11 protein-coding genes and 3 pseudogenes are annotated in these 13263 nt (G+C 58.8%); 8 read left to right on the forward strand and 6 right to left on the reverse strand.

What is annotated here, in order from left to right; genetic code table 11:
• The first annotated feature begins 279 nt into the window (after positions 1-279).
• Positions 280-549: a hypothetical protein gene (locus EL22_RS00205; protein ID WP_197075801.1), complete on the forward strand. Its 270-nt coding sequence runs from the start codon at positions 280-282 to the stop codon at positions 547-549.
• A 315-nt stretch (positions 550-864) separates the two neighbouring features.
• Positions 865-1020: a hypothetical protein gene (locus tag EL22_RS17790; protein WP_197075802.1), complete on the forward strand. Its 156-nt coding sequence runs from the start codon at positions 865-867 to the stop codon at positions 1018-1020.
• A 220-nt stretch (positions 1021-1240) separates the two neighbouring features.
• Here EL22_RS17790 and EL22_RS00210 read toward each other — a convergent pair whose 3' ends face one another.
• Positions 1241-1531, reverse strand: a complete 291-nt coding sequence (locus tag EL22_RS00210) for an amphi-Trp domain-containing protein (protein WP_050049607.1) — start codon at positions 1529-1531, stop codon at positions 1241-1243.
• Between the two features lie 227 nt (positions 1532-1758).
• On the opposite strand from EL22_RS00210, the gene EL22_RS00215 reads away from it, so the two are divergent.
• From EL22_RS00215 to EL22_RS00220, 3 genes are all read left to right on the forward strand, one after another.
• Positions 1759-2178 carry an HIT family protein gene (locus EL22_RS00215; RefSeq protein WP_050049608.1) on the forward strand — a complete coding sequence of 140 codons (420 nt, stop codon included), beginning with the start codon at positions 1759-1761 and terminating at the stop codon, positions 2176-2178.
• A gap of 97 nt (positions 2179-2275) precedes the next feature.
• Positions 2276-2434, forward strand: a complete 159-nt coding sequence (locus EL22_RS16935) for a hypothetical protein (RefSeq protein WP_197075803.1) — start codon at positions 2276-2278, stop codon at positions 2432-2434.
• Between the two features lie 80 nt (positions 2435-2514).
• Positions 2515-2754, forward strand: coding sequence for a hypothetical protein (locus EL22_RS00220; protein ID WP_050049609.1), 240 nt, complete (start codon positions 2515-2517; stop codon positions 2752-2754).
• Between the two features lie 75 nt (positions 2755-2829).
• Here the strand turns inward: EL22_RS00220 and EL22_RS00225 are convergent.
• Positions 2830-3932 (reverse strand): annotated as a pseudogene (locus tag EL22_RS00225) (A24 family peptidase C-terminal domain-containing protein).
• A 521-nt stretch (positions 3933-4453) separates the two neighbouring features.
• On the opposite strand from EL22_RS00225, the gene EL22_RS17795 reads away from it, so the two are divergent.
• Positions 4454-4654, forward strand: coding sequence for a hypothetical protein (locus tag EL22_RS17795; RefSeq protein ID WP_197075804.1), 201 nt, complete (start codon positions 4454-4456; stop codon positions 4652-4654).
• 223 nt (positions 4655-4877) lie between these two features.
• On the opposite strand, the pseudogene EL22_RS19220 reads toward EL22_RS17795, so the two are convergent.
• Positions 4878-5705: pseudogene (locus tag EL22_RS19220) on the reverse strand (VOC family protein); the annotation flags it as partial.
• A complete protein-coding gene (locus EL22_RS00240) occupies positions 5702-5989 on the reverse strand; it encodes a hypothetical protein (RefSeq protein ID WP_050049611.1) in 288 nt (95 codons plus the stop codon). The pseudogene EL22_RS19220 and the gene EL22_RS00240, both read right to left, overlap by 4 nt.
• A gap of 329 nt (positions 5990-6318) precedes the next feature.
• On the opposite strand from EL22_RS00240, the gene katG reads away from it, so the two are divergent.
• Positions 6319-8472 carry a catalase/peroxidase HPI gene (gene katG, locus EL22_RS00245; RefSeq protein WP_050049612.1) on the forward strand — a complete coding sequence of 718 codons (2154 nt, stop codon included), beginning with the start codon at positions 6319-6321 and terminating at the stop codon, positions 8470-8472.
• Positions 8473-8775: 303 nt separating this feature from the next.
• Here the strand turns inward: katG and EL22_RS15730 are convergent.
• Both EL22_RS15730 and EL22_RS00250 read right to left on the reverse strand, forming a co-directional pair.
• Positions 8776-9393: pseudogene (locus EL22_RS15730) on the reverse strand (IS6 family transposase); the annotation flags it as partial.
• 488 nt (positions 9394-9881) lie between these two features.
• Positions 9882-10889: a sugar-transfer associated ATP-grasp domain-containing protein gene (locus EL22_RS00250; RefSeq protein ID WP_231587841.1), complete on the reverse strand. Its 1008-nt coding sequence runs from the start codon at positions 10887-10889 to the stop codon at positions 9882-9884.
• Positions 10890-12102: 1213 nt separating this feature from the next.
• On the opposite strand from EL22_RS00250, the gene EL22_RS00255 reads away from it, so the two are divergent.
• A complete protein-coding gene (locus EL22_RS00255) occupies positions 12103-12891 on the forward strand; it encodes an IclR family transcriptional regulator (RefSeq protein ID WP_050049614.1) in 789 nt (262 codons plus the stop codon).
• Positions 12892-13263 lie beyond the last annotated feature (372 nt).

Below are 13263 nucleotides of genomic sequence, written 5' to 3' on the forward strand. Positions count from 1 at the left end.
GAAGCACTTCCCAAATTGCCCTTGTGTTATACGTATACATTCTAGACTGAATGAGCTAGCGATTTGTACAGTAATTTGCAACTTAGATGTGTTTCTGTCCGTAGAAGGAACCACTATTGGCTTGCTAAATAAAAGAAAAGTCCGGAGTGTCGAGAACTTCTCATAACAAGTGGAGCAGGCTCGGCTATTGCGCTTGCTGGGTGTACAGGCGTATTTTCAAAAGAACTCGCGCACGAAGTGGAAGTTTATAACAGAGAAGATCTGGCGCATACGTTCTCTGTGACGGTTACAAACGACAGCGAAAACGTGCTCTATCGACGGGAATTCGATGTAGCGGGCGAACAGTCCGAGGAGGACACCGAACCGTTTACCGGGAGTCCGACGACGCTCTCCGTGACAGTAGACGACGGGAACCCGACAGAGCACTCCTGGCCGGAGACGAACTGCGAGGAACAGGGGAAGAAATCGGCCGGCGGTATTAGCGTCTATCAGACACACGAAGGCGAGTTACTGATCGAACCCACATGCGACACGAATTACGCAGAATAGCGACTCGATAGATTCAGGCTGCGTTTCGAGTAAAACCGATACACCGAAGTTAGCCTCGACTGTTTCTGCCCGTCGGAATCCCAATAGTATAAGTGACTACCCGACAACAAACAAGATAGAAACCGCGCGTCTACCAGTCGCGAGGGGCATGCGCTGAAATGCCCCGGATGGTGAAGACATCCGAGGCGCGGTTTCTAACCCGGAAAGGGTTGAAACCATGTTTACGTTCGTTCTACCGAGATATAAACGTCTCGCACGACAGCCGTACCGCTATCAACTGGCCGGCGCGCCCAAGAAGCTGCGCGTGAGGTGTCTATGAGCGAGCAACCGTCGGAGCCAGACGAGCGCGAACCGTCGTTTCTGCCGCGCTGTCCGCGGTGTGATACGCCGGTTACTCGAGTCACGAGCCGCGGGCCGACCGAGCACGTCTGCTCGCCGTGTGGCTGTCAGGTCGGCTCGCCCAATCTCTGAGGGGTGCTCGAGCACCAGACCGTCGAAGCTGAGTCCGACACTGACACCCTTTTTTGCCCGTGGTGCTGTGAGAGACACGCTCGCTACCGATGGGAACCGAACAGCGCTCCGTGTCCCGTCCGCTTTATCGGTGCTAAACTACCTTTCGAGAAATCGGTTCTCGCCACCGGCCGTGTTTCGCGGGTTCGTAGCCGCTGGACTCCGTCAGCCGTCAATCGCGTTATTCGTCCGGCGATACCGGTTCGCCGTCTTCCATCCGCCACTCGAGTTCGACTTCGAACTCGGCCTCGTCGTCGGTGACCTCGTACTCGACTTCCAGTTCGAAGCGCTCCGGAACCGCGACCGTGAAACCGTCGTCTCCCTCGATGTCAATCGTCCCGTTCTCCACGCCGTCGGCGACTTCGCGGAGGATCTCCGCACCGTCCGACCGGTCCATCACTCGCTCACCTTCGCGTTCCGTCTCGTCGTCCGCCGATTCCGCTTCGGTCTCGGGTTCGTCGTCGTTTCCCATACCGGACTTGCAACGACCGTCGGTAAAACGTCTCGCCCTTCATATCTTCATAGCTGTTCGGTGGGGTCACCACTACTATCGGGGTGCCGCCGGACGATCCACATCGTCTCGAGTGAGCCGTGGCAGACGTCATTCGACGTGGCCGACCGAGGGCCACTCAAGCGCCCAACCAAACCGACGACCCGGACCGGGTAACCTTCTTAGGACAAGGCGACACAGACTGGCGTATGGGAACCATCTTCAGTCAGATCGTCGACGGCGACATTCCCGCACGAATCGTCTACGAGGACGAGACGACAGTTGCCTTCCTCGACGCGAATCCGCTCGCGCCCGGACACACCCTCGTGATTCCCAAAGAGGAGTACGAGCAGTTGAACGACGTTCCCGACGACGTCGCATCCGATCTCTACGCGGTGATCCACGAGCTGGTCCCGATCGTCGAGGACAGCGTCGACGCCGACGCGAGCACGGTCGCGTTCAACAACGGCGAGGCGGCCGGCCAGGAAGTCCCGCACGTCCACTGCCACATCGTCCCCCGGTTCGAGGGCGACGGCGGCGGCCCGATCCACGCCGTCGCGGGCGACAGACCCGACCTTTCGGACGGGGAATTAGACGAGATCGCCGAGACGATCGAGTCTCGAGCCTGAATCAGTCACAGTCTGAACGAACAGCAGTCCTGGGCCCGCGACCTCGAACGCGAACGTCTACCTCGAGCGATCCGTTCGTCGGCGGAATTTATCACCTGTGGGATGTAAACAGTACGCAACTCACTACTACGATCCGACCGCGATCCTCGTCGACGGCGCTTACGACTGGCACGGAGCGGTGGTCTTACTGGCCGCGACGGCGGTGCTCGTGTTCCTCGCGAGCGTGCTGTTCGCTCGAGGCGATATCGGATCGTAAGCTCGCGGAGTCGCCCGAACTGCGGTCCGTCGACCCCGAACTGCCGTGAGCGTTTTGCCGCTCGAGTGTGAGCCAGAAGTATGAGTCCGGCACGCGGATTTACCAGATTGGCTGCGCTGGCACGACAACACCCCGTCGCGGCGGCGCTCGAGGTGGCGACGCTTCTGGGTTGTCTCCTATTGCTCGGCGGAATCGCGCTCGCGATCACGCGAGGACCGCCAGCCGGCATCGGGGAGTTGTGGCTCGGGATCATCGCCGGCGGCGCGGCCATCGTCGTCCTCTGGACGGTGCTGGTCCCGTTGTACGAGCGCACGAGCTGAATCGTTTCCGCGAAAAATCGATCGACCCCCCGGCTACCGATCGAACGACCCGAGACAATCCGAGAAACGTCGATCCTAGACGAACAGGCCAAAGAGCAGGTCGCCGTAGACCAGCGCGATCACCAGTCCGACGAACACCGGCACCAGAAACGGCGTCCCCGGCGAGATCCAGACCGTCTCTTCTTCCGTCAGGGTCTCGAGTCCCGAGCGTAATTCGTCGGCCGAGGTTCCGTAGGCCGTGTGATCGATGTCCTCGAGGAACGCTTCGGCACCCCACGGGTCGTCGATCGCCGGCTCGGATTCGTTCGCGGACGATTCGTCGACAAACGACAATTCTTCGTCGTCCGTCGGCCGTTCCGGTTTCGCGGGTTCCTGTAACTGGTTCTCGCTCGAGTCGGACTGTCCCGACTCGCCGGGGGGCGACTCGAGGGATTCTCCGCCGTCGGTTCGAACGGCGGCGCCGACGGCCCCGTCGGTCGGCCGGTTCGGGTCGTCGGGCAGCGACTCGGGACGGCGGTACTGCTCGGGATCGTTCCGAACGTCTGCGAGCGAACAGCCCCGCCACCGGAGGTACATGCGCAACGCGTCCAGGTCGAGCCCGCGGCGGCTGAGCACGCTCGGCGACTCGAGGAGCGTGCCGTGGGTTTCGGTCGCTCGCTCCCAGGCGATCGGCCAGCCGACGAACATCACCGGCGCGATACGACCGGCGAGGCCGTTCCGGACGGCGAGTGCGATCGGAATCGCAACGCCGATCAACACGGCGTTCGTGAGGATCGTAAAGGAGAACGCGCCGACGGGCGTCGTCGACGCCGGGAACGGGACCGAACCGACGACGTATCGCGGGAACGTCGGGAAGAGCAACGCGATGGTCATCAACGCTTTGGCGTCCGCACCGCCGAAGCCGCCGAACCACCAGAACAGGTACGCGAGCGGGACGACGACGCGAGGCTCACCGCCGCCGGCAGGAGAAAGTCCAGAAACCAGACGGTCGAACCGGCCGTCCAGGCGAGCCACCCCTCCCAGACGAGCAGGGCCGCACCGAGTGCAGACAGCGGAATCCAGACGGTACTCGAGACGCGCCGCGTTTTGAGATCGCGGTAGGCGACCCACGCGAAAATCGGGACGGCGACCAACCGGAGGAGATCGGGGCCTATCGCCGACGAAGCCGAAAGTGTCACACGACCCTCTCTCGAGCGAGAGGGCGTTATAGTTTCGGCCATCTCGAGGCGCTCGAGACGCGAGTGACTGGCGCGGGAAACTGAATCAGTATCTGAAATAGCGAAAACAACCATATTGTTGTTATAGGAGAGTTCTAAATAGGTCAAATATAATTGATTTATTATGGCTATTTCGATCTCGACCTCGACCACCAACAGCGTTTTTAGCTAACTGAACGACTTTGCTCGTGAAGCGGGAGATCTTCGACATAGAGCATCGGCGATTTCCCGCTTCACACTCCTAGTTCTGACGGTCGAAGACGACGCTGTCCAGCGATTCACCAGAGCCCTCTCATCGAACGATCGACCGCCGCTCGACGCGATGGCTTTCTCGCGGATCTCCCTTCGTCACGAAACGGGGTTCGATCGGAGTTAACGCGGAGAGTATCCGTCCTCGAGTAAACTTCGCGACGAAACGGTGTATATCGTCGCCGGCGGCGGTGACCTCGGCCGAGCGACGGCGATCGAACTCGACACGAACGGTGCGACGGTCGTCGTTACAGACCTCGGAACGTCTCTCGAGAGCGACGGAAGCGTCCGAACCCGCCGAAGTGACCGCCAAAGAGATCAGCGCGGCCTGCGGCGAGGCGATGGCCCACGTCGCCGACGTGACGAGCCTCGAGTACACGGAGACGCTGCTCGAGGATACCCTCTCGAAGTCGGCCGGATCGGCGGGGCGGTGAACGACGCCGGCATCCTCCGCGATACGTATCGCACGAACATGTCGAGCGAGGAGTGAGACGACGAACTCGGACTGGACGGAGAGGATTCGGAGTCGAGACGGGGAGCGGCGACAGGTTCCGTCATGGGTTTCCGTAGTAGCCCGCTTCGACAGTATCGCCGATGTCCAAATCTTCTATACGCCCGTGGCCGTACGTGCAATCGAGTATGAGCGATAGTTTCCGGGTCGGTCTCGTCGGGATCGTGAACCACGAGATCGCCATCCGTCTCGGTTACCGGTATTCCACGGTCTCCCAATCGCGATCGAACGGTGGTGAGCGCCTCCCGCTCCGGAATTATCACCTCGAACCACGACAGTCCTCGGCCGCCGACGGGTGTTGTCCGTTGTTGCCAAGTGTTCGCGCCGATGTGGTGGTGATACCCCCCTGCCGACACGAAGGCCGCGGCGGGGACGGTCGTTTGCACGTCGAATCCCACAGTCTCCACGTAGAAGTCTCTAAACGCGTCGAGCGATGAGACCTCGAGATGAATGTGACCGATATCCGTCTCAGGAGTTGCCTGAGCGTCACCCGTGCCAGCGGCTTCGATGGTGTCGAGATCCAGCGGTTCGGTGCCGATCCGAACGCGGCCGTCGTCGCTGCGGGGCCACTCCTCGCGCGGGAGGTCACGATAGATCTCGATCCCGTTCCCCTCCGGATCTGTCAGGTACAGCGCTTCGCTAACCCAGTGATCGGATGCGCCGGTGAGCCGGGAATGCTCTCGGATCCGGGCCAGTGCGTCACCGAGTGCCGCCCGCGAGGGAACTCTGAAGGCTGTGTGATAGAGTCCGGCGCTTGATCGCTTTCGGGCGGGCGCGTCTGTGCCCCCCTCTAGGACGAGCAGCGGTGTGTCAGCAACGCCGAGAACCGAACGGGTCTCGGATTCGTCGAGCACGTCGAGGCCGACGACGGTTCGATAGAACTCGGTCAGCTCGCTGCGGTCGTCGACGCGCAGCGCCGTTCGTCCGATACGTGTCTCCTGAGGAAGCGTCTCCGCATTCGATGAGTCTTTCATAGTGCTGGGGTCGACGCGGAAGGCGAGGGCGTCATCTGTTGTCTCCCGTGCCGGGAGGCTCCCTCCGATCGGCCGACAGTCGCCTGTACGATCCGGTCGGTCGGGTCGACTCGAGAGGGCGATACAGCGTTGGCGAGTTCTGTACGGTTCTCAGCGGCATCTCGCACCGTTTCGGCGTCGGTCCCGACGACGCCGACTCCGCGGACGACGAACGAACCAGTCACGGACGGCCCCACGTCGCCAGTGATATCGGGGACGATCTCCGTCGGGGGTTGCAGTTCCATTACGGTACCTCGTTCGTTCCAGACCCGTATATAGCTCAGGCAACAACGGTGTAACCAGGTACTGGCGACGCCACTGCCATCAGCCGAGCACTGTCAAAGATATCGATGTAGGACGGCGGTACATAGATATTCGGTGGCTCACCATCGAGTCAACGGTCGCCGAGACGAGAACGGGGACGGTGGCTTCGTCGCCGAACCCGTCCTCGAGCGGAAAAACAAACATCGCGCTATTGTGGTATTCTACGAAACAGCGTCGGAAAAGAGTCATCCCCGACGTAGGGTTACCCGCTATGGACAATCTTAAGAGGAAAACTCACCGCTGTATAGATATGACGTGGTCCAATCAGGAGTGGTGGCCAGACCTGTTGCGACTGGACATCCTCGACGACAACACTGCGGAGACGAATCCGTACGGTGCGGACTTCGACTACGCCGAGGAGTTCGAGCAACTCGACCTCGAGGAAGTGAAGTCGGACATCGAGGACGTGATGACGGACTCCCAGGAGTGGTGGCCGGCCGACTACGGCCACTACGGGCCGTTTTTCATCCGAATGGCCTGGCACAGCGCCGGGACGTACCGGACCGCCGACGGCCGTGCCGGTGCGTCCGGCGGCCTCCAGCGCCTCCCGCCGGAGAGCAGTTGGCCGGACAACGTGAACCTCGACAAGGCCCGCCGGCTGCTCCAGCCGGTCAAAAAGAAGTACGGCAAGAAGCTCTCGTGGGGCGACCTGATCGTGCTCGCTGGGAACGTCGCACTCGAGTCGATGGGCTTCGAGACGTACGGCTTCGCCGGCGGGCGCGAGGACGCGTTCAAGTCCAACGAGGCCGTCGAGTGGGGTCCCGAGACGGAGTGGGAGACGACCTCCCCCGAGCGGTTTGCTGACGGCGAGGTCGGCACTCTCAAAGATCCGCTCGGCAATACCGTGATGGGACTCATTTACGTGAATCCCGAGGGACCGTACGGCGAACCGGACGTCGAAGGGTCGGCGAAGAACATTCGCGAGGAGTTCAGCCGAATGGCGATGGACGACGACGAGACCGTCGCGCTCATCGCCGGCGGCCACACCTTCGGGAAGGTCCACGGCGCGGACGAACCCGACGAGCACCTCGGCCCCGAACCCGAAGCGGCACCGATCGAGGAGCAGGGACTCGGCTGGGATCACGACTTCGACGAGATACCCGGGATGATCACCAGCGGCATCGAAGGCCCCTGGAACGATACACCGACCCAGTGGGACACGGGATACGTCGACAACCTGTTAGAGCACGACTGGACCTCCGTCAAGGGACCCGGCGGCGCTTGGCAGTGGCGGCCGGTCGGCGAAGATATCGACGACGCACCCGGCGCACAGGACTCCTCGGAGACCGAACAGCCGATGATGCTGACGACCGACGTCGCGCTGAAACACGACGACGACTACCGTGAAATCTTAGAGCGCTTTCAGGAGAACCCCGACGAGTTCCAGGAGGCGTTTTCGCGGGCGTGGTACAAGCTTCTCCATCGCGACATGGGACCGCCCGAGCGGTACCTCGGTCCGGAGGTCCCCGACGAGAGGTTCACCTGGCAAGACCCCGTTCCGGACGCCGAGTACGAGTTCGTCGGCGACGAAGAGATCGCAGAACTCGAGGAGGAACTCCGCTCCGCGGATCTCACGCGCTCCCAGCTGGTCAAAACCGCGTGGGCGTCGGCGTCGACGTACCGCGACAGCGACAAGCGCGGCGGCGCGAACGGTGCGCGCATCCGTCTCGAACCACAGCGCAGCTGGGACGTAAACGAGCCCGACGAACTCGAGACGGTGCTCGAGACCCTCGAGGCCATCAAGGAGGACTTCAACGGCTCCCGCACCGACAACGTACGAATCTCACTTGCAGACCTCATCGTGCTCGGCGGGAACGCGGCCGTCGAGGAGGCCGCGGCCGCCGCCGGCTACGACGTGACGGTGCCGTTCGAACCCGGTCGCACGGACGCGACCCAGGAGCAGACCGACGTCGAATCGTTCGAGGTGCTCGAACCGAAGGTCGACGCGTTCCGGAACTACCTCGGTGGTGAGTACGACGACCTCTACGACTACCCCGAAGAGCGGATGATCGACAAGGCGGAGCTACTGAACCTGTCCGTTCCGGAACTGACGGTGCTCGTCGGCGGGATGCGCACGCTCGGTGCGACCTACCAAGACACCTCTCACGGCGTCTTCACGGATGAGCCGGGCACGCTGACGAACGACTTCTTCGCGAACCTGCTCGATATGGGCTACGAGTGGGAGCCCGTCGACGAGGACCGTGAAATCTTCGAAGTCCGCGACCGCGAGACGGGCGACCTCGAGTGGGAAGCCACGCGCCTCGACCTGATCTTCGGCTCGAATGCCCGGCTTCGGGCCACCGCAGACGTCTATTTCGCCGACGACGCCGAGGAGCAGTTCGTCGAAGACTTCGTCGACGCGTGGCACAAAGTGATGTCCCTCGATCGATTCGACCTCGAGTAACGAGTCGACAGCTAGACTCGCCGTCTGCCGTGGGCGGTTCCGTTCGATGATTTCGACGGGTGGTCGTCTCGATAGCGCTGGAACGACGCAGGGACTTGGAAGTGAGAATCTGAACCGATCAGTTAGCGACATCTCCTTCCTCGAGTCGGGTCCAGTTGTCCAGACCGACTCGGAGGGTGGCTTTGAGCGCGTCAGGAAACCGATAATAAAAAGGTTCGACATCAAGCGGCGTTCGTACTCACTTCGGAGCTTCCCACCAGGAACAGGTGAAGTACACTGAGAACAGGTGAGAGACGGCACTGTTTAGTTAGTAACCTCCTCTACCGGTGTCGTCCATCGAGCGCTTGATGGGGTCGTTGGAAGTTATAGTATTGTACGGATTTTATGAACCATTTGCAGACACTCGACTGACTGGCGACCCAGGAAGCGTTGAAGCGGTCGACTCATATTTGAAGGTGTGAAACCACGCTTCTTCATGTTCCGCTCGACAGAGTCGAGCCAATCGATCGGCTCTAACCGAGCGATGAAAGTCCGATAGCCGTATCCATCAACGAGAAATACAGCGGCTGAAAAGGTCGTGCTTTTCCGTGAGTCGATAGAGAAATGTACCAGCCGGATCACTACTATGCCGTCCAAACAATTCGGCATCGGGAATCAACTTTGTATCGATATTTATTGCAGTATATAGACAATACCATTCGCCATTTTTGACAACGGTCTCGTCGACCGCAACCCACTTCGGCTTCGCCTCGGGCGGGTTGTGGTAAAAATCAAATATCTTATATAGATATTGACGACAAGCTTATAAGAGCGTTCGACGGCGAAAGAGCAAAGAATTGTTTTGATTCTCCAGTTGATAGCCGGTCGCATGAAGTTAGACGGCGAACACCTGATGGGTGCCGCCGTCCGGTTACGTTCCCAATCTCGCCTTTCAGATCATCTTCGAGCGGGAGGAGCGGTTCCCGAGTCCAGATCCTCGAGAGCCACTGACCCGGAGGACGCGATAACACCGGCGCACTCACTTGCACCGGTATCCGCGAACACTTACGACATTCACAGCCGCAGTCACACGTCCAGAAACCGACATCCGTCGTACCAGAAGTGGTTCCCTCTCGTCACATATTTCGTACATCCGACGAGTACACGATTTCGTATAACACCCAAAGCACCCTTCATATCGGTCTACAGCTGGATTGACATGCTTCGTGCAATTACAGCGCAAGGCTCTGGAGCCAGCGCCACTGGCACGATAGCCTTACCCGACTCAAAGAACTCGAGCGACGACACGACGCGGACGTTTGCTGCAGACACGCACCGCCGGATGCCGAGCGGTTAACTGACGGACTGCCCTAAACCGTGCGATCGAGAAAAAATTGCGATCGACCACACCCATGGTGTATTCCTCTCTATCAGACGACGTGGTGGCGCCGATAGAAGCGCCGTGTCCGACTCTCTGCTAACAGGGGACGATGCACCTGAAGCGAGGCCACACCCGGATAGCTGTTGGCCTCTATGATCTTGAACTCGCCCGTGCTGGTCACAACAAGGTCCCAGCCGACGTATGACAGGTGTGAAAGCGTACCGGCGACCTCGAGCAGTCGCTCGCGAATCGCCTTCCACCCGGGAATCGCTGTGCCTTCGATTCGAGCGCCGGTTTCAGGGTGTGTCTCGTGCCAATCAACGGTACCATCGTACGGATATTCAGCGCCGGCGCTGAGTTGGCCTGTTTCTCGGTCGACTTCGGCGCTCAATCCACCGTTCGAGAAATTGTCGACGGGGGCAGAATCGCTGCTCCCGATCCGGTGAATCGCGATGGGAATGAATGGCTCCCGCGCCTGCTCATCGTACATCGTGAGGACTCGAACCGTGTTCGTTGTGTCAGAGAACAGTTCGTCCGCGTAGTCGGCTTGTTCGACGAACTCACAGACGAGGTAGTCCTCGAGAGATCCGAGTACGTCAGCGAGTTCGGCGTCGGTTTTCGCTGTGCCGTCGTACAGGTACGACCCGTCTCGCTGTTCGAGAAAGTGGACATTGTTTCCGCCACCACCACTGAACCACTTCAACACGAGTTGATCCCCGTTCGAGAGCGTCGCATCGAACCACTCGAGTGGATCCATGGTCGGTTGTGAGGCGTCGAGAGCGGGCTGGTTCTGAGACTCGAATTCACTCCCACCGTCGCTCGCAACTGCCCTGTCGTCTGGGTCGAAGAGATGGAAGTCCCCGCCCCTGAGCAGTCCGTATACCGACGGTCGATGTGAGGGAAACTCGCCGAGGACCCGATGAAACGCGAGCTTGTTATCGATGAGAGCGTTCCAGTGGCCGTTGATGCGGCTCGACCGAATGAACCGCTGGTAGTCGCTGAGATAGGTGCTGGGATCGTGGGTCTCGAAGTCGTAAAGAACACCGGATTTACTCAAAAACCCACGCTTGTAGTACCGAAGCCGGTCACGGGGCGACATATCGAATGCGGGACCGGATTGACGCTCTTCCCGGATGAGTTTTCGAGCTCGGTTTACGGTCTGGTATGCCTCTCGAATCATCGATAGTCGCTACGCACCTGCAGTATATGCTTATACTCAGAGTAGTCTCTACTGAAACGTTCAATTTGGGAATCTGGCGCTCTCGGATCAGACGCACAGGATTTACCGAAGCCATATCTTCTTTCGACGTAGGACAAGGATTTCACAAGACGCCGAAGGAACTGCCTTCCGTATCCACAGCGGTGTCGGTAGTCGTTCCTCGAGTTCGACGAGCCTGTACGACGGGACGATCGGAGGGAGCGAGTAAGCCGAACGACTGGCCCTTAAAGTTGGAGGTTCTAAGGCGGATGGCATCAACAAGGGAGACAGACGCCTGCGATGTTTGATGCGACCGAGTGATTGGCCGTTCGTGTCGATCGAGCCAAACTGAATGGTGTCATCCAGGAGCGCAGATAATCCAGCAAAAAGCAAATTTGTATTTTGTATTATAACTATGTCCCTATCGAGCCACATTATTGTATGTATTATGCATTATATTATAGACGCGTGACCACTCCGAATCACAGATTATACGACCGATTGATCCACAATTCGAGTATCCAGAGCACGTCCCGGCCGTTTTACTCGAATTCAACACTCGCTCGAACGACATCCTCGAGAACAGGCGGTCAGTATCGCCGTTGTCAACGAGAGGTGAATCGGCAGGTAGAACGGTTCTCACGGCTAATGAGGGTTCGAGTCAACGGGACGCCAGTCACATCTGATTACAGGGGACGTTCGGATCGATCCAGCGCAGATAAATTGTGATTATAATACAATTCTATCACTCCCCGCTATTGACAATTATGTTATTATTAGTCGTGAGTCAGGAGAGTCTAACCCTCGGTACAAATGCTGTCAATCGAGGAGAAAACGGGTCGTTTCCCGGCTCGTCCGAAGTGAACAATCTTCTGGACACGGGCCGCGATCTGTCGAGTACACCGTGCTCACATGTGAAAGGATACGTACTCGAGTGACGGGTCGAAACGAATAGCGGCCAAACGAGCAACCCCGAGTCGACGAAAAGAGGTTTCAAAGCGGGCACGGGGGGCGACCGCTTAGTTTTCACAGTATCAAAACGATCTTGGTGGGTGACCGGTAAGAAGATGGTATGGCTCCGGAAACTGGCTCGCGGCGGATTCGGTCGGCCGACCGAGTGTGCGATATCCTCGCCCAACTTCGCGAAGAAAATCGGTTATCGGTTTCAGAATTAGCGTCCGCTATCGATCTCAGTCCAGGGACGACCCACACCTACCTTGCCACGCTCGAATCGAGAGGGTTCGTCACGAAACGAGATGGAAAATACCAACTCGGACTGGAACTGCTTCCCCACGGGGAACACGTCCGACATCAGAGCCCCCTCTACGAGGCGACCACTGAGAAAATTCACAGGTTAGCCCATCAAACGGGTGCCTGTACCCACCTGATGACCGAGCATCGAAATCAGCTGTTGGTAGTCCAAGAAGTCTACGGTAAGAAAGCGATCGGGACGACCTTCCACTCACAGAAGCTAGAACAGCCCCAGAAATCGTTTCACTGTACCGCTGCCGGAAAGGCGATTCTCGCACATCTGTCCGTCGATCACCGTCAGGAAATCATTCAAGAGCACGGACTCACGGATTTCACTCCGGCTACGATCACGGACGAAGACGAACTCGCCGAGGAACTAGAGACGATTCGAGAACGGGGATTCGCGTTCAACGACCAAGAACACATGCAAGGGATTCGTGCGATTGGTGCGCCGGTTCAGTACGAGGATGATAAAATCGTCGGAGCGATTAGCCTCTCCGGATCCGCAAGCAACTGGAACGGTGATCGATTTCGCAGAGAGCTTCCAGAGGAGGTCATGCGGGTCGCAAATGCCATCGAAGTCGACCTTCACTCGACCGACCGAAATTAATTTGATTGCTTCAAAATCCTCGACCGCGCGTTCATCGGTAGGACGGATAAACTACCATCGTGCGGGCGATTCGCACGAATCCTATTACATTGGTACCTGTGTAATACACCGCCGAGTACTCGAGCACGACTCCCCGTGAGCGGTGTTTTGATGTAGTCAAAAGTGCGGTGCGCGTTTTACAATATTAAGTCACCGATCGCGGCGATATTTTACAGTAGTTCGGGGTTTTATCGGGAATAATGATCTACCTCGACGCGAGATGTCTTCACAGCAGAACCAGCGGAGACAGAACGACCTTGAGCAGTACCACGTCATCGACGGCGACTGCCACTACATGGAGTCCTTCGAGGAAGTCGCCGAGTACATGGAGGA

The sequence above is a fragment of the Halostagnicola sp. A56 genome, assembly GCF_000691505.1.
Classification (GTDB): domain Archaea; phylum Halobacteriota; class Halobacteria; order Halobacteriales; family Natrialbaceae; genus Halostagnicola.